The organism is Dolomitihabitans soli, from assembly GCF_022213955.1.
GTDB classification, from domain to species: Bacteria; Actinomycetota; Actinomycetes; order Streptosporangiales; family Streptosporangiaceae; genus Streptosporangium_A; species Streptosporangium_A soli.
The window spans coordinates 107,207-122,193 of sequence record NZ_JAKNTW010000013.1; the positions used below are offsets into that span (position 1 = coordinate 107,207).

The window sequence follows — 14,987 nt, forward strand, 5'->3', positions numbered from 1 at the left end:
GCGTCAGGGGGTGAAGGACGAGGTGCGCGTCATCCCGGCGGCACGGCCCTTGGCGGCGATGACCAGGGCCATCTTGCGGGACGCCTCGTCGATCATCTCGTCGCCGAGCATGACCGCGCCGCGCCGTTCGACCGTCGTGGCGTGCTCGTAGGCGTCGAGGATGAGTTCGGCGTGGTCGTAGTCGTCCTGGCCGGGTGAGAACACCTCGTTGGCCGCCTCCACCTGGGAGGGGTGCAGCACCCACTTGCCGTCGAAGCCGAGCGCGGCGGCCCGGCCGGCCACCCTGCGGTAGCCGTCGAGGTCCTTGATCTGGAGGTACGGGCCGTCGATGGCCTGCAGGTCGTGGGTCCTGGCGGCCATCAGGATGCGCATCAGGATGTAGTGGTACGCGTCGCCCTCGGTGTAGCCGGGCGGCTGCTCCCCCACCACCAGGGTGCGCATGTTGATCGACGCCATGAAGTCGGCGGGCCCGAAGACCAGCGTCTCCAGCCGCGGCGAGGAACCGGCGATGGCGTCGACGGCGACCAGCCCGCGGGCGTTCTCGATCTGGGCCTCGATGCCGATCCGGCCGACCTCGAAGCCCATGGTCCGCTCGATCTGGGTGAGCAGCGTGTCGAGCCAGACCACCTGGCCGGGATCCTGCACCTTGGGGAGCATCAGGCAGTCGAGGAACTCCCCCGCGCCCTCCACGACCTCGATCACGTCGCGGTAGGTCCACTGGGTGGTCAGGTCGTTCACCCGCACCACGCGCACCTTGCCGCCCCAGTCGCCCTCGCGCAGCGCTGCCACGATGTTGCGGCGGGCCTCCGGTTTGGCGAGCGGCGCGACCGAGTCCTCCAGATCGAGGAACACCTCGTCGGCGGGCAGTCCCCGCGCCTTCTCCAGGAACCGCGGGTTGCTGCCGGGCACCGCCAGGCAGGAGCGACGTGAGCGCATGGGCACACGCTAGCGGGGCGGGCGGGGCCGGTCTGTGGCGGGCCACCACAAAGGCGGGTGGCCGTTCTTGGCGTGGATGGAGTTCCCTTGCGCGGCGTATGTCCGAAGAATGGTGGCAACCAACGTAAGGGAGCAACAACATGGCGAACGTCTCCGCGGTGGATCGCCGCGCCGTACTGAGTGACCTCCTGCCGGGGGCGTGGGTCCGTGACGCGACCCTGGTCGTCGGCGCGGCGGGGCTCACCGGGCTCGCGGCCCAGATCAGCTTCCCGGTTCCCGGCACGGTCGTGCCGGTGACGCTGCAGACCTTCGCCGTCCTGCTGGCGGGCGCCTCGCTCGGGCCGGTGCGCGCCTTCCTGGGGATGGCGCTCTACGTGGCTCTCGGTCAGATCGGCCTGCCCTGGTTCGCCCCCGACGGCGGCAACGCCACTCTCGGGTACGTCGTCGGGTTCGTCCTCGCCGCCACCGTCGTGGGGGCCCTGGCGAAGCGCGGCGGCGACCGTACGCCGCTGCGCACGCTCGCCACGATCGGCCTGGGCACGCTGCTGATCTACGCGATCGGGGTGCCCTGGCTGATGGTGGCCAACGGCTTGGACCTGTCCGGGGCCGTGGCCGGCGGCGTGCTGCCGTTCCTGCTGGGCGACGCTCTGAAGGTGCTGGTCGCGGCGGGGCTGCTGCCGGTGGCCTGGCGGTTGACGCGCCGCTGAGCGGGGCGCCCCTCAAATCCGCCTTATATTGACCTTAACGGGCTACGTGCGAGATTTGAGGGGCGGGCGTCGCCCGCTTTCACCCAGGGGGGTAACAGCGTGCGCGTCCTCATCGTCGAAGACGAACCCACGCTCGCCGACATCGTTGCCGAAGGTCTGCGAGACGAGGGCATCACCGCCGATGTCGCCTATGACGGTGACATCGGCAAATTACTTGTCACCGCCCACGAGTACGACGTGATCATCATCGACCGTGACGCCCCGGCGATGTCCCACGTGGAGATGCGCCGCCTCCTGACCGACTCGCCGGCGCGCATCCTGCTCATCGCCGCCGCCGGCACCGCCGTACCGCCGCTCGGCACCGACTCCTATCTGCCCAAGCCGTTCACCTATCCGGAACTCGTGGCCCGAGTGCGCGCCCTCGGCGCGGAAGGTGGTCATAGAGTCGTCCTGTGAGCCTGCCGCTGATCGAAGAAGGCGCCAAGAAGTCGAGCGTCCTGTGGATCTCGCTGGACCGGCCGAGACTGGCCTGGCACGCGTGGCACGACGGCGCGATCTATCTGGTGACGGGCGGGGACGAACAGCACCTCCCCGGCCTCGCCGAGGCGACGCGGGTGCGGGTCACCTTGCGCAGCAAGGACAAGGGCGGTGAACTGGTCGCCTTCGACGCCGCCGTGGAGGTGATCGACCAGGCGGTGGCCGCCGAGGCGGTGGCCGTGCTGGCGAAGGAGCGCCTCAACGCGCCCGACGGAGCCGGCATGACGGTCCGCTGGGCCCGCGACTCCCACGTCGTGCGGCTCACCCCACAGCCTCAGGCTTCCTGAGCCCGGCCCACCTCAAAGCCTCCGGCCGTACGGCTCACGCCACACCCCCGACCTGCGACCGTACGGCTCACCCCGAGCTCCGACCCGTACGGCTCGCCCCACACGCCCCGACCTGCGGCCCGTACGGCCCATCCCAAGCTCCGACCCGTACGGCTCGCCCCACACGCCCCGACCTGCGGCCCGTACGGCTCACGCCACGCCGACGGGCTCCGACTCCCTGACGACGCCGGGTGCCGGGGGCGCCAGGGCGGTCGCACGCTGGGCCAGGATCGCGCCGGTGATGACGATCAGCCCGCCGACGATCTGGAACGGGCCGAGCGCCTCGCCGAGCAGCACCCAGGCGATGACGGCGCCCGCGATGACCTCCAGCGAGGCGACCGTGGCGCCCACCGCCGCCGACAGCCGGCGAACCGCGTTCACGCCGGTGATGTAGGCGAGGACCGTCGCCACCACGATCAGCCAGAGGAACGCGCCCAGGACGGGAAGCGTGTTGCCGCCGAGCGTGGCGGTCCCGGCGAGGGCGGACCAGTCGATGGTCCACGGCCGCGCCAGCGGCGCCAGTGCGACCGCGGCGCCGGCCAGGCCCCAGGCGATCAGGCCGAGGGGATCGACCTCAGGCCCGAAACTATCGCTGAGCAGGAAATATCCGGCACAGCACGCGGCCGCCCCCGCCGCCAGCAGCAGCCCGATCCCGTCCAGCCTCATCCCCTGCCACGCCTCGACCACGATGCCCAGCCCGACCACCGCGACCACCGCCCCGATGAAGGCCGACCGCGGCAGCCGTACCCCGCGCACGAACCTGACCCACACCACGACCAGCACCGGCGCGGTGAACTCGATCAGCAGCGCCACCCCGACCGGCAACCGCGTGATGGCCTGGAAGAACAGCGCCTGCACCCCCGCGACCGCCACGACGGCGTACGCGGCCGTGAACGGCAACCGCTTCTTCGGGATGCGCAACGCCCTCGGCTTGAAGATCGCCAGTACGGCGAGCAGCAGCACGGCGGCGCCGGCCATCCGCAACCACACGGCCTCCAGCGGAGGAAGTCCCCCCGCCGCGAGGAATTTGGCCATGGGGCCGGAGAACCCGAAACAGGCCGCGGAGACCACCGCGATGGCCAGTGCCGCTCTCTTCATGACACACCCAACCTGTGTAACTACCGTTAGATGTGTTTGATGCTGTCACATCGACTCAGGGTGGTGCAATACCACCGAGTTTGTCCGGATTACGGACCAGCCAGATCGCGCTGATCTTGCCATCGACCAACTCGAAGCTGCTGACCGAGTCGACCCCGTCGTCGGTGGTGAACACCATCCCCGGCCGGCCGTTGACGGTCGTGGCGTGCGCCTCCAGCCCGGACGGCGCGTTCCTGGTCAGCACGCCCAGGAGCCAGCGGGCGACCTTGTCCGCGCCGTGCAACGGGCGTCGTGCCGCCGAGATCTTGCCGCCGCCGTCGGTCCACGCGGTCACCTCGGGCGCCAGCATCTCCATCACCCTGTTGATGTCACCGCCCAGGCACGCGTCCAGGAACTCCGCCGTGACCCGCCGGTTCGTCTCGTCCGACGTGTCGAAGCGCGGCTGCCTGGCCTGGACGTGCGACTTGGCGCGATGGCCGACCTGGCGCACCGCCGACTCGCTGCGGTCCAGCGCCCTGCCGATCTCCCCGTAGGAGAAGCCGAACACCTCCTTGAGCACGAACACCGCCCGCTCCAGCGGCGACAGGCTCTCCAGCACCACCATCATCGCCATCGAAATCGACTCGGCCATCTCGACATCCTCCGTGGCGTCCGGCGCCGTGACCAACGGTTCGGGCAGCCACGGACCGACGTACGACTCCCGTTGCACGGCGGCGGAACGGAGCCGGGTGATCGACAGATTGGTGACCGTCCTGGCGAGATAGGCACGCGGACTCTCGACCGGGCCCGTGACGCCGTGCCAGCGCAGCCACGCGTCCTGGACGATGTCCTCGGCGTCGGCCACGCTGCCGAGCATCCGGTACGCGATGCCGAACAGCAGCGACCGATGCTCCTCGAAGGTCTCCGTCATTCCACCCGTCATTCCACAGACGCTACGGCACACCACACCACCGGACCGGACCCGCACATCCCCGGGGCCCTCGACTCGACCCATGCTCGTGACCTCCTTGGCTCTTCACCACTCAGGACCTCCCAGCCGCCCGAAACGTGACATGCGACGAGAAACCCAGCCGGCCGGAGAGCGAACGCGCCGGCGGTTCGACGGGCCCGGGGGCGATCCTCCCGACGTCGTGGCCCTCGGTGAGGCACCCGCCGAGCCGTACGCCGCCCGGCGCGGCGGCAGGGTTGGCCGAGGTTTTAACCGGAGGGCGGGAGAACGGCGGACGCGGCCTCTTACGCTGCCAGAGTGAGGATCTTCGTCGCGCGACTGGCGGGGACCCCGGTCTTCGATCCGGCCGGGGACCAGATCGGGCGCGTGCGTGACTTGGTGGTGGGGCTCAGGGGCACGGCCCCGCCTCGGGTGCACGGGATGGTGATCGAGATGCAGCCGCGCCGCCGGGTGTTCCTGCCCATCACGCGGGTGCGGAGCATCGAGGCCGGATCGGTGATCTTCACAGGCAAGATCAATATGCGCCGGTTCGAGCAGCGCGGGGCGGAGACGCTGGTGATCGGCGAGTTGCTCGACCTGGCCGTGGTGGTGGGCGGGGAGCGGGTCACGGTGCTCGACGTGGCCATGGAGGAACCCCACCCGTCCGAATGGATGATCACCAAGGTGGCCGTGCTCAAGCCGTCCCCCCGGCTCGGGCTGCGCAGGCGCGGCGAGACCCGCGTCGTCGACTGGGAGGACGTCCACGGATTCGACTCCGTGCAGCGGGACCAGGGCGCGGCGAGCCTGCTGGCCGCCTTCGCGTCGCTGCGGGCGGCCGACCTCGCCAACGCGCTGCACGACCTGCCGGACAAGCGGCGCGCCGAGGTCGCCGCCGCGCTGGACGACGACCGGCTCGCCGACGTGCTGGAGGAACTGCCGGAGGGCGACCAGATCGACATCCTGGGCAAGCTCGACGAGGAACGGGCCGCTGACGTCCTGGAGGCGATGAACCCGGACGACGCCGCCGACCTCCTCCAGGATCTCCCGGCCGACCAGGCCGAGGCGTTGCTGACGCTGATGGAGCCGCAGGAGGCGGCGCCGGTGCGCCGGTTGCTGACCTACGACGAGTACACCGCCGGCGGCATGATGACCAGCGAGCCGATCATCCTGCTGCCGACCGCCACGATCGCGGAGGCGCTCGCGCAGGTCCGCCAGCAGGACCTCACCCCCGCCGTGGCCGCCCAGGTCTATGTCGCGAGGGCCCCGACGGAGACGCCGACCGGGCGATATCTGGGGGTGACCCATTTCCAGCGGCTGCTCCGCGATCCGCCTTCCACGCTGCTCGGCGCGGTGCTCGACGGCACCATCGATCCGATCAAGCCGGAGCTGTCGTTGCCGGCGGTGACCTCCTACCTGGCCACCTACAACCTGTTGGCGGCTCCCGTGGTCGACGAGCTGGGCCGCCTGGTGGGCGCGGTCACGGTGGACGACGTGCTCGACCACCTGCTGCCCGGCGACTGGCGTGAGCGGGACGAGGTCGGCGATGGCGACTGACCGTCTGGACCAGCCGCGCGAGCTCCGCCGTACGCTCAGGCCGCACTACGATCCCGAGGCCTTCGGCCGGCTGTCGGAGCAAATCGCAAGATTTCTCGGTACGGCACGCTTCCTCGTCTACATGACCGTGTTCATCGCGGTCTGGGTGGTGTGGAACGTCCTGGCCCCGGGCAGCCTGCAGTTCGATCCCTACCCGTTCATCTTCCTGACGCTGATCCTGTCGCTCCAGGCGTCCTACGCCGCCCCCCTGATCCTGCTGGCCCAGAACCGCCAGGACGACAGGGACCGCGTGACCTACGAGCAGGACCGCATCACCGCCGACCGAAACCAGGCCGACACCGAGTACCTCGCCCGCGAACTGGCCGGCCTCCGCATCGCCCTGGCCGACGTGACCACCCGCGACTACCTCCGCACCGAGCTCCAACGCCTGGCGGAAGAACTCGAATCCCGGTCCTAACCCCGTGTTCGCGGTGGTCAGGGCGGCGGGGGGAGCAGTTTGGTGAGCGTGGTGGCGCACTGGCGGAGCTCGTCGTCGTCGAGCACGCCGAGGAACCGCGCCCTGAGGCTTCTCAGGTAGGTCGGCGTGGCCTCGGCCAGCCGGGTACGGCCGGCGGCGGTGAGCACGGCGTAGAGCCCTCTGGCGTCGCTCGTGCACGCCTCCCGCTCGACCAGGCCGTCGCGCTGGAGACGGTCGATCAGGCGGGTGAGGCCGCTGCGGGAGAGCAGGGCCTGGTCGGCCAGGTCGTTCATCCGCAGCCGGCCATCAGGGGTCTCGGCGAGCCGGGTGAGCACGTCGTAGGAGGCCAGGGCCAGATCGTGGGCGGTCAGGAGGTCGGCTTCGAGCAGCCGCGCGGCGCGCACCTGGACCCGCTGGAGCATCCGCCAGACCGCCGGCTCCTCCGAGCGCGGGGTCCGCCGCGGGCTCCCGCCCTCCGACGTCAGCGTCACATGCGGATTCTAAACCGGTGCGCGTGCATCCAAACAGGGTCTGCCGTTCCGAATACGGTCCCCGGGTTCATACCATGGGGGCATGGCACCTACCCCGGAACAGGTGACGACGGCGCTGGCGACGGTCAACGACCCAGAGATCCGCCGGCCGATCACCGAGCTCGACATGGTCAAGAGCGTCGACATCTCACCGGACGGAGTGGTGCGCGTCGGCGTGTTCCTCACGGTCAGTGGTTGTCCGATGAAGGACACCATCACCCGTGACATCACCGCCGCGGTCTCCAAACTCGACGGCGTGCAAGGCGTCAAGGTCGAGATGGACGTCATGAGCGCCGAACAACGCAAGAACCTGCAGACCAAGCTGCGCGGCGACCGCAGCCCGGAGAAGGAGATCCCCTTCGCCCAGCCGGGCTCGCTGACCCGCGTCTTCGCGGTCGCCAGCGGCAAGGGCGGCGTCGGGAAGTCCTCCGTCACCGTCAACCTGGCCGCCGCGATGGCCGCGAGCGGGTTGAAGGTCGGCGTGGTCGACGCCGACATCTACGGCCACTCGGTGCCGCGGATGCTCGGCGTGAGCGACCGGCCCACCAAGGTCGAAGACATGATCATGCCGCCGATGGCGCACGACATCAAGGTCATCTCGGTCGGGATGTTCAAGCCGCCGGGCAACACGCCCGTCGTGTGGCGTGGCCCGATGCTCGACCGGGCGCTGCACCAGTTCCTCGCCGACGTCTACTGGGGCGACCTCGACATCCTGCTGATGGACCTGCCGCCCGGCACCGGCGACATCGCGATCTCGGTGGCGCAGCGCATGCCGTCCGCCGAGATCCTCGTGGTGACCACCCCGCAGCAGGCCGCGGCGGAGGTGGCGGAGCGAGCCGGTTCCATCGCGACCCAGACGCACCAGCAGATCGCCGGTGTCATCGAGAACATGGCCTGGCTGCCGTGCCCGCACTGCGACGAGCGGATCGCGGTCTTCGGCGAGGGCGGCGGGCAGTCCGTCGCCGACGGGCTGACCCGCGCGCTGGGCGCCCGGGTGCCGCTGCTCGGCCAGGTGCCCATCGACCTGCGGCTGCGCGAAGGCGGCGACGAGGGCAAGCCGCTGGTGATCACCGATCCCGACTCCCCGGCCGGCGCGGAGCTCATCCGCATCGCGGGCGGGCTCAGCAAGAAGTCGAGCAGCATCAAGGGCCTCCAGCTCGGCCTTTCACCGGCCGGCCGCTGACCCCGGTCACGGCGAAGCGCCCCCGCCCAGGCTCCTCCCTTCCAGGGAGGGCGGGCGGGGGCGCTTCGCCATGTGTGGTGCGTTCCTACGTGGCTTCGTGGTCGTAGGGCGGGATCTCGCCGTACGAGAGCTCGGAGACCGGCTCGATCACCGGCACCGCCGGTTCCTGGTGGTTCGCCGGACGGTCCCAGTCGTCGTCGTCGCTGAGCAGATGCTTCTTGACGAAGTTTCTGGGGTTGAGGTCGGCCGGGTCGAAGTCCTGGAACTCCGGGCCGAGCCCCGACCGAAGGTCCTCCTTGGCGTTGTTGGCCATCCGGCGCAGATTGCGCAGCGTACGGCCCGCCTGAGAGGCCGCCTGGGGCAGCTTCTCCGGGCCGAACACCAAAAGCGCGATCACGACAAGAGCCACGACCTCAAACCAGCCGAGTCCGAACACCGTGATCTCCTACCGCGAACAATCGAGCAGCTCGAAACCACAGACTACTTCCCCCTGCCCGTGCGCCATCCGCCAGGAGGGGCGAACCTCAGGAAGGCTGCGGTGTGGGGACCGCGCCGGCGGCGATGACGACCGTGGTCGACTTCTCCTGGCCGCCTCGCTGGAACTTCACGCTCAGCTTGTCGCCCGGCGCCATGCTGCGGATCTGCACCATCAACTCCTGGCTGTTCTGCACGGGCGTGCCGTTCAACTCCGTGATCACGTCACCGGGCTTGAGGCCCGCCTTGTCGGCCGGACCGCCGGACTCCACGGGCGCGACGCCCCGTTCGGGATCGGAGGCGATGCGCACGCCCTGGCCCTGGTAGCCGGGATCGATGCTGATCCCGATCCGCGAGGTCTTGGCGCTGCCGGTGGACACCAGGTCCTCGGCGACGCGGCGCGCGTGGTTCACCGGGATCGAGAAGCCGAGCCCGATGCTGCCGCCCTGGGCGGCGGCGGAGCGGCCGACCGTGGCGATCGCCGAGTTGACCCCGATGACCTGGCCGCTGGTGTTGACCAGCGGGCCGCCGGAGTTGCCGGGGTTGATCGCCGCGTCGGTCTGGATCGCGTTGATGTAGCTGGTGTCCGTCAGGCCGCCGCTCTCGCCGCCCGCGATGACCGGCCGGTTGAGCGAGCTCACGATGCCGGTGGTGACGGTGCCCGACAGCCCGAGCGGCGAGCCGATGGCGATCACCGGGTCGCCGACCACGACGCTGGCGGAGTCGCCGAGCGCGATCTCCGGCATGCCGAAGACCTCGTCCGGCTTGACCACGGCGAGGTCGGACGACGGGTCGCGGCCGACGATGCGGCCCATGGTGGTCTTGCGGTTGTTGAACGCGATCCTGATCTCGCCGCCCTTGGCGGCGGGGGCGACCACGTGGTTGTTGGTGACGATGTAGCCGCCCTTGATCAGGAAGCCGGAGCCGCCGGTGCCGCCCTCCCCGCCGCCCTCGACCTCAAGGGAGACCACGCTGGGCAGCACCTTGGAGGCCACGCCCGCGATGGAGTCGGGCGCGCGCTCCAGGCTGCCCGTCGGCGCGGTGCCCAGGCTGAACGACGGGTCGGTGCCCTGACTGGAGTCTCTGGTCAGCAGATAGGTGCCCACCGAGCCCGCCCCGGCGGCGACCAGCGCGATGACCACCGCGAGCGCCACGAGCACGCCGAGACCGGGCCCGCCGCGCCTGACCGGCTTGCCCGGGGCCATGCCGCCCTGTCCCCCGGGCGGCCCCGGCGGCGGCGGTGCCCATCCCGGCCCCATGCCGAAGGCCCTCGAAGGCGGTGGCGGCGGCGGAGGCGGCGTGGGCCCGGTCATCGGCGCGATGTTCGGATAGGCCGCCGTGTCGCCGGTCGGGCCGCCCGGCGGGTCGCCCCAGCCGGAGACCTCGTGCCGGGTTCTTCCCGAAGGATCGCCCCAGCCGCCGTCCGAGCCGGCCTGCGTCATGTGTGCCGTACGCCCCTCGTCTTCGCGGAAGGGCGGCACCTCGTCCGCGGGCAGGAAATCCGGCCGCTGGCGTTCGGGCTCCGGAGTGGGCTCCTGGAAGTCCGACGGTGTGCGACCTTCACCCTCCCAGGCGTCTCGGGTCCGCGTCTCGTCGGTCATCGCTGTCTCACTGCTCCTCGCCTCGTGTCCCGCCGTCCGTGGCGGTCGTCTCGACAGGTCGATTGTCTCCACGGCGGCATACGAGAGATGTAAAGGGGTGGCTTACCCGAACGGGTTGATCCAGGAGAGGAGCCGACCGGCCCCCCTGCCCATGCGCGCCCAGAAACCGGGGTCGCTCTCGTGCGGCAGCGCGGCGACGGCGGCATCGACCATGTCCGCCGGCGCGTCGGCCACGACGGTGTAGACATGTCCTCCGCTCGCCCAGATCGTTTCCTGTTCCGCAGAGTCACGGATCCAGATCGTATGCCCGCTCCGGGCCGTTGCATGCCACCCGGCGAGCCGCGCCTCGTCGAGACTTCCCCGCTGGACGAACACCGACACCACGGACAACCCGTCGGAGTAGCCGAGATGCAGATAGCCGCCCGTCTCCTCGGCGGTGAACAACTCCAGGCGTCCGGGCAGGGCTCTGGGGAACGTCCAGCCGCGATCACGCAGGCCGGCCAGTCCGTCGACGTCGAGGCGGGACTGCTGGCCGGGCTCCGGTGTCCGGGTCAGGCGGCGCGGCGGAGGCAGCCGGATGTCGATGAAGGCGCCCGCGTGGGTGACCCTTCCCCGGCCGTCGAGGACCTCCCTGCGCAGCACCAGCCTGCTGGCCTCGTCGATCCAGAAGCGAGCGGCCGTGCTGCCGTCCGGGCGCAGGGCGTGCACCACGAGGGTGTCGCGCCCGCAGACGCTGCCCCTGCCGGCCGTGACGATCCGGAAGTTGCGGGCCAGCACCTCCAGCATCTCCTCGGGCGGCGCCGACATGCCGCCCGCGAGTGAGCCGGGATCCGCCGTGCCCGGCTCGGGGTGGATCGTCAGGCCCGAGCCCGGGGTGTTGCTGACGTCGACCAGCGAGGAGGACACGCCCGAACGGCCCCAGGTCGTGAGGGTCTGCACCCCGGTGTACTCCTGGGTACGGCCGGCGAGCGCCGCCTCCCGCAGCAGGGGGAGGCCGGTGTCCTCGCTCTCCTGCTCTTCGGGCGGGACGACGGCCGCCCAGCTCGGACTGCCCATCACCAGGCCCAGCAGCACGACGGCCGCCACGATCATGGCAGTGGGCAGGCGTCTCACTGCCGGGGCCGCGGCGTGAGCGTCGCGGGAGTGGGGGTGGGCGTGCCCTGCCGCGACGGCGTCACCGACGGGGACGGGGTCACGGCCGGCGAGCCGTACGGTGCGGTTTGCTTGTGCTGGTTGGCGAACTTCTCCATCTGCGGGACCACCGGCGGGCCGGTCTCGATGCCGCCGGCGACGAACATGGTGCCGAACGCGACGGCCGCCGAGGCCATGCCGACGGCGACATAACCGGCGCGACGCGCCCGGCCGCGACGTCCCGACGCTCTGCCACCGGGGCGGTTGTCGGGTGGCGCGATGCTGTGCATGCTCGGGATCGGCACCCCGCCGAACGTGTGCGACGCGTCGGGGAAGGGGCGCACCCGCGGCGGGAGCGGCCCGCCCGGCTCCGACATCCGGAGCAGGGACATGCTCAGGTCCGCGGGCATGGCCGGGCCCTCCAGGGACCGCAGCCGGTTCTTCAGCGCGCGTACGGAGTCGACCTCGGCTCGGCAGTCGGCGCAGAAGGTCAGATGGGCGAGCGCGCGTTCGCGCTCCCCGTGGTTCAGCTCGCCGTCGACCAGTGCCGAGACGCGCTCTCCCAGATGGCTCATGCCAAATCCTCCCCAGAGGTCGTGGTCGGGGGGACTTGTTCGCGACGGGGCGCGCGATGCTCCAGCGCCTCCCGAAGCTGCGAGCGCCCGCGATGGATCCTGCTGCGCACGGTGCCCAGTTTCACACCGAGCGTGGCCGCGATCTCCTCGTAGGACAGCCCCTCGATGTCACAGAGGACGACGGCGGCCCGGAACTCCGGAGCCAGCGCGTCGAGTGCCGCCTGGATGTCCGGCTCCAGATGGGTGTCGTCGTAGACCTGGGCCGGCGAGGGCTCACGCCCGCGCAGCCGTTCCGCCGCGTCGTCGCCCAGTCCCTCGAACCGGATGCGCTGCCTGCGCCGCGCCATGTCGAGGAACAGGTTCGTCGTGATCCGGTGCAACCACCCCTCGAACGTGCCAGGCGTGTAGCTCGACAGCGACCGGAACACCCTGACGAAGACCTCCTGTGTGAGGTCTTCGGCGTCGTGCACGTTTCCGGTCAGTCTGTAGGCGAGTCGATACACCCTCGCTGAGTGTGTACGGACGACCTCCTCCCAAGTGGGAGGCGTCCATTCGGACACGGGAGCTTCGGCCTGGTGGTCATCCACCAGCACTCCTCTCCTCGGGACCACCGCTATCGCCATAGTGCCTGGTTTCGTCCCTCCGTGCGTACGGACTGCCCTGCGAACCGGCAAAGGCCTCTTAAACCGTGCAACGCACCGGGGGTCGCATGAGTTCCCGTTCGGGCTTCACTCCCCTAGGCTGCGACCAGCGACCAAATGAGTGCGTACGGCGAAAGCGGGGAGGAGAGGCCAATGGGCTCGACGCCGACAAGTCCGGTGGAGGCCACTCTGGCCTATGCCGAGGAGTTCCACGTCGAGGACGAGATCCTGCGCGCCGCGCGCCGGCAGGGCGCGGAGGTCGGCGCTCCCCCGATCCTGCCCGGCGGAGGTGCCGCGCTCTGCTTCCTGGCCACGGCGATCAACGCCAGGGCCGTCGTCGAGATCGGCACCGGCTGCGGAGTGTCCGGCCTGTGGTTGCTCCGGGGCATGCGCTCCGACGGCACGCTCACCAGCGTGGACGTCGAGCCCGAGCATCAGCGCCTGGCGCGTGAGACGTTCTCCCAGGCGGGCTTCTCCAGCGGCCGGATGCGGCTGATCACCGGCCGGGCGCTCGACGTCCTGCCGCGGCTCGCCGACGGCGGCTACGACCTGGTCTTCGCCGGCGGCGCCAAACTGGAGTACGCCGACTATCTGGCCGAGGCGGTCCGCCTGCTGCGGGTGGGCGGGATCGTGGCCTTCGACAACGCCCTGTGCGACCACCAGGTGGCCGACCCCGCCCAGCGCGACCCCGACACGGTCGCGGTCCGCGAACTGGGCAAGCTGGTCCGCGGCGACGACCGGCTGCGCCCGCTGCTGATCCCGCTCGGCGACGGCCTGCTCGCCGCCGTCAAGATCAGCGACTGAGCCAGCTGAGCAGCAGCCGCACGCCGTACCCGGTCGCGCCCTTGGTGAAGATACCCTCATCGACGGTGCTGCGGCCGACCCCGGCGATGTCGAGATGCGCCCACGGCCGCTTCCCCGCGAACTCCCGCAGGAACAACGCGGCCGTGATGGACCCCGCGCCGTAGGTCGATCCCTGCTCGACGTTGGCCAGGTCGGCCACGCTGGACTCCAGGGCGGGCGTGTAGTCCTCGATCAACGGCATCCGCCACAGCGGGTCGCCGGTCTCGCCGCCCGCCGCCACCAGGTCACCGGCCAGGTCGTCGTCCGAGGCGTAGACCGCGCCGACGCCGCGGCCGAGCGCGACCGTGATGGCGCCGGTCAACGTGGCGATGTCCACCACGGCGTCGGGCTCCAGCTCGGCGTCCGCGTACGCCAGGGCGTCGGCGAGGACCAACCGGCCCTCCGCGTCGGTGTTGAGCACCTCCACGGTGCGCCCGCCGTAGTGGGTGATGACGTCGCTGGGGCGCTGCGCCGTACCGGAGATCATGTTCTCCGCCGCGGCGACCAGGCCCGTCACCCTGGTCCGGACGCCGAGTTCGCGCAGCGCGCCCAGCACCGCGATGACCACCGCGCCGCCCGCCATGTCGGTCTTCTGCGTCTTCATGTTCTCGGTGGGCTTGAGGGACAGGCCGCCGCTGTCGAACGTGATGCCCTTGCCGACGAGGACCACGTGCCGCCCGTCGGGGTCGGCGGGCTCATAGGAGAGCTGGATCAGCCGGGGCGGGTGCACCGAGCCCTGGCCGACCGCGACGATGCCGCCGAAACCTTCGGCGCGCAGCTCCTCCTCGTCCCACACGCGGACCGGGACGCCGTGCTCCCCCGCGTGCTCCCCCGCGCGCTCCGCCAGCCAGATCGGGGTTTTCACCGAGGCGGGCATGTTGGCGAGGTCACGGGCCAGGGCCACCGCCCGCGCGAGCACCTCGCCCCGCCGTACCTGCTCCTCGACGCCGGCGCCCGCGAACTCGACCTCCGCCACCGCCGTCGTGCGGTTCTCGCCGATCCGGAAGGTGTAGGCGCCGAGCAGGACCCCCTCGACGAAGGCGGCCACCTCGCCGGCGGGAAGCACCACGCTGAGCGACTCGCGGCCCTTCGCCCGCCGTACCACCGCCGCGCCGGCCTTCCGCAGCGCGGCCGGGTCGCCGTCGCCCACGCCGTACAGCAGGACCCGGCCGACGTCCTCGCCCCGCGCGACGGGGACTTCGATGATCTCACCCGCCGCACCCTTCGCCTTGTACTCGGCGAACAGGCCGGCCACCGGAAACGGCAGGTCGGCGATGCCGGGGGCGAGGTCGGGGGCGAGGTCCCGGTCATAGGGGACGGCCACCAGCAGGGCGTCCGTCGCGGGCCAGGCGGCGATCCTGATCGACGTTTCGATGGGCACGTGCTGGCTCCTCTGCTTGGGGGCAACAGGGACGACCCCGGCGCGGACCTCCCAGATCAAGGGATCCTGCTGCCAGGGCCGTCGG

At 70.9% G+C, this 14,987-nt stretch carries 17 protein-coding genes; 7 read left to right on the forward strand and 10 right to left on the reverse strand.

The genetic code is table 11. From position 1 onward, the window contains the following. Positions 1–3: 3 nt before the first annotated feature. On the reverse strand, positions 4–936 hold the full coding sequence (locus tag MBA17_RS25745) for an HpcH/HpaI aldolase/citrate lyase family protein (RefSeq protein WP_238499148.1): 933 nt from the start codon (positions 934–936) through the stop codon (positions 4–6). A gap of 140 nt (positions 937–1,076) precedes the next feature. On the opposite strand from MBA17_RS25745, the gene MBA17_RS25750 reads away from it, so the two are divergent. From MBA17_RS25750 to MBA17_RS25760, 3 genes are all read left to right on the forward strand, one after another. Beyond that, the gene (locus tag MBA17_RS25750; RefSeq protein ID WP_238499149.1) at positions 1,077–1,643 is read left to right on the forward strand and encodes a biotin transporter BioY; all 567 of its coding nucleotides are present in this window, start codon (positions 1,077–1,079) and stop codon (positions 1,641–1,643) included. A 99-nt stretch (positions 1,644–1,742) separates the two neighbouring features. Continuing rightward, positions 1,743–2,099, forward strand: a complete 357-nt coding sequence (locus MBA17_RS25755; protein WP_238499150.1) for a response regulator transcription factor — start codon at positions 1,743–1,745, stop codon at positions 2,097–2,099. Next, positions 2,096–2,467, forward strand: a complete 372-nt coding sequence (locus tag MBA17_RS25760) for a hypothetical protein (RefSeq protein ID WP_238499151.1) — start codon at positions 2,096–2,098, stop codon at positions 2,465–2,467. The genes MBA17_RS25755 and MBA17_RS25760 overlap by 4 nt, the downstream gene beginning before the upstream one ends. Before the next feature lie 189 nt (positions 2,468–2,656). On the opposite strand, the gene MBA17_RS25765 is transcribed toward MBA17_RS25760, so the two are convergent. Then, a complete protein-coding gene (locus MBA17_RS25765) occupies positions 2,657–3,604 on the reverse strand; it encodes an EamA family transporter (RefSeq protein ID WP_238499152.1) in 948 nt (315 codons plus the stop codon). Positions 3,605–3,659: 55 nt separating this feature from the next. After that, the gene (locus MBA17_RS25770) at positions 3,660–4,526 is read right to left on the reverse strand and encodes an RNA polymerase sigma-70 factor (protein WP_238499153.1); all 867 of its coding nucleotides are present in this window, start codon (positions 4,524–4,526) and stop codon (positions 3,660–3,662) included. Positions 4,527–4,850: 324 nt separating this feature from the next. Here MBA17_RS25770 and MBA17_RS25775 point away from each other — a divergent pair, with 324 nt between their 5' ends. Next, on the forward strand, positions 4,851–6,086 hold the full coding sequence (locus tag MBA17_RS25775; protein WP_238499154.1) for a magnesium transporter MgtE N-terminal domain-containing protein: 1,236 nt from the start codon (positions 4,851–4,853) through the stop codon (positions 6,084–6,086). Then, the gene (locus MBA17_RS25780; RefSeq protein ID WP_238499155.1) at positions 6,076–6,543 is read left to right on the forward strand and encodes a DUF1003 domain-containing protein; all 468 of its coding nucleotides are present in this window, start codon (positions 6,076–6,078) and stop codon (positions 6,541–6,543) included. Before MBA17_RS25775 ends, MBA17_RS25780 begins: the two co-directional genes overlap by 11 nt. 17 nt (positions 6,544–6,560) lie before the next feature. Here the strand turns inward: MBA17_RS25780 and MBA17_RS25785 are convergent, their stop codons facing one another. Continuing rightward, positions 6,561–7,034, reverse strand: coding sequence for a MarR family winged helix-turn-helix transcriptional regulator (locus MBA17_RS25785; RefSeq protein ID WP_238499156.1), 474 nt, complete (start codon positions 7,032–7,034; stop codon positions 6,561–6,563). Positions 7,035–7,116: 82 nt separating this feature from the next. Between MBA17_RS25785 and MBA17_RS25790 the strand changes: the two genes are divergently transcribed. Then, the gene (locus MBA17_RS25790) at positions 7,117–8,256 is read left to right on the forward strand and encodes an Mrp/NBP35 family ATP-binding protein (protein WP_238499157.1); all 1,140 of its coding nucleotides are present in this window, start codon (positions 7,117–7,119) and stop codon (positions 8,254–8,256) included. An 85-nt stretch (positions 8,257–8,341) separates the two neighbouring features. On the opposite strand, the gene MBA17_RS25795 is transcribed toward MBA17_RS25790, so the two are convergent. The 5 genes from MBA17_RS25795 to sigE all read right to left on the reverse strand — a co-directional run bounded on the left by MBA17_RS25795 (position 8,342) and on the right by sigE (position 12,660). Beyond that, entirely contained in the window at positions 8,342–8,692 is a 351-nt protein-coding gene (locus tag MBA17_RS25795; RefSeq protein WP_238499158.1) for a sec-independent translocase, read from the reverse strand. An 88-nt stretch (positions 8,693–8,780) separates the two neighbouring features. Then, positions 8,781–10,331: a S1C family serine protease gene (locus MBA17_RS25800; RefSeq protein ID WP_238499159.1), complete on the reverse strand. Its 1,551-nt coding sequence runs from the start codon at positions 10,329–10,331 to the stop codon at positions 8,781–8,783. Positions 10,332–10,433: 102 nt separating this feature from the next. Then, positions 10,434–11,444 carry a sigma-E factor regulatory protein RseB domain-containing protein gene (locus MBA17_RS25805; RefSeq protein ID WP_238499160.1) on the reverse strand — a complete coding sequence of 337 codons (1,011 nt, stop codon included), beginning with the start codon at positions 11,442–11,444 and terminating at the stop codon, positions 10,434–10,436. Further along, complete coding sequence (locus MBA17_RS25810; RefSeq protein ID WP_238499161.1) at positions 11,441–12,037, reverse strand: anti-sigma factor family protein; 597 nt, start codon at positions 12,035–12,037, stop codon at positions 11,441–11,443. Before MBA17_RS25810 ends, MBA17_RS25805 begins: the two co-directional genes overlap by 4 nt. Next, positions 12,034–12,660 (reverse strand): RNA polymerase sigma factor SigE, encoded by a 627-nt coding sequence (gene sigE, locus MBA17_RS25815; RefSeq protein ID WP_238499162.1) that lies wholly within the window; start codon positions 12,658–12,660, stop codon positions 12,034–12,036. The genes MBA17_RS25810 and sigE overlap by 4 nt, the downstream gene beginning before the upstream one ends. A 171-nt stretch (positions 12,661–12,831) precedes the next feature. On the opposite strand from sigE, the gene MBA17_RS25820 reads away from it, so the two are divergent. Beyond that, on the forward strand, positions 12,832–13,482 hold the full coding sequence (locus MBA17_RS25820) for an O-methyltransferase (protein WP_238499163.1): 651 nt from the start codon (positions 12,832–12,834) through the stop codon (positions 13,480–13,482). Here the strand turns inward: MBA17_RS25820 and MBA17_RS25825 are convergent. Then, positions 13,472–14,902 carry a leucyl aminopeptidase gene (locus tag MBA17_RS25825; RefSeq protein ID WP_238499164.1) on the reverse strand — a complete coding sequence of 477 codons (1,431 nt, stop codon included), beginning with the start codon at positions 14,900–14,902 and terminating at the stop codon, positions 13,472–13,474. The two genes, MBA17_RS25820 and MBA17_RS25825, sit on opposite strands and share 11 nt — an antisense overlap. Between the last annotated feature and the right edge of the window lie 85 nt (positions 14,903–14,987).

What these genes read in the sequence shown, in the direction of transcription:
- MBA17_RS25745 (WP_238499148.1), bottom strand. Translation starts at nt 936, where the DNA reads ATGCGCTCACGTCGCTCCTGCCTGGCGGTGCCCGGCAGCAACCCGCGG.
- MBA17_RS25750 (WP_238499149.1), top strand. Translation starts at nt 1,077, where the DNA reads ATGGCGAACGTCTCCGCGGTGGATCGCCGCGCCGTACTGAGTGACCTC.
- MBA17_RS25765 (WP_238499152.1), bottom strand. Translation starts at nt 3,604, where the DNA reads ATGAAGAGAGCGGCACTGGCCATCGCGGTGGTCTCCGCGGCCTGTTTC.
- MBA17_RS25770 (WP_238499153.1), bottom strand. Translation starts at nt 4,526, where the DNA reads ATGACGGGTGGAATGACGGAGACCTTCGAGGAGCATCGGTCGCTGCTG.
- MBA17_RS25780 (WP_238499155.1), top strand. Translation starts at nt 6,076, where the DNA reads ATGGCGACTGACCGTCTGGACCAGCCGCGCGAGCTCCGCCGTACGCTC.
- MBA17_RS25790 (WP_238499157.1), top strand. Translation starts at nt 7,117, where the DNA reads ATGGCACCTACCCCGGAACAGGTGACGACGGCGCTGGCGACGGTCAAC.
- MBA17_RS25800 (WP_238499159.1), bottom strand. Translation starts at nt 10,331, where the DNA reads ATGACCGACGAGACGCGGACCCGAGACGCCTGGGAGGGTGAAGGTCGC.
- MBA17_RS25810 (WP_238499161.1), bottom strand. Translation starts at nt 12,037, where the DNA reads ATGAGCCATCTGGGAGAGCGCGTCTCGGCACTGGTCGACGGCGAGCTG.
- sigE (WP_238499162.1), bottom strand. Translation starts at nt 12,660, where the DNA reads ATGGCGATAGCGGTGGTCCCGAGGAGAGGAGTGCTGGTGGATGACCAC.
- MBA17_RS25820 (WP_238499163.1), top strand. Translation starts at nt 12,832, where the DNA reads ATGGGCTCGACGCCGACAAGTCCGGTGGAGGCCACTCTGGCCTATGCC.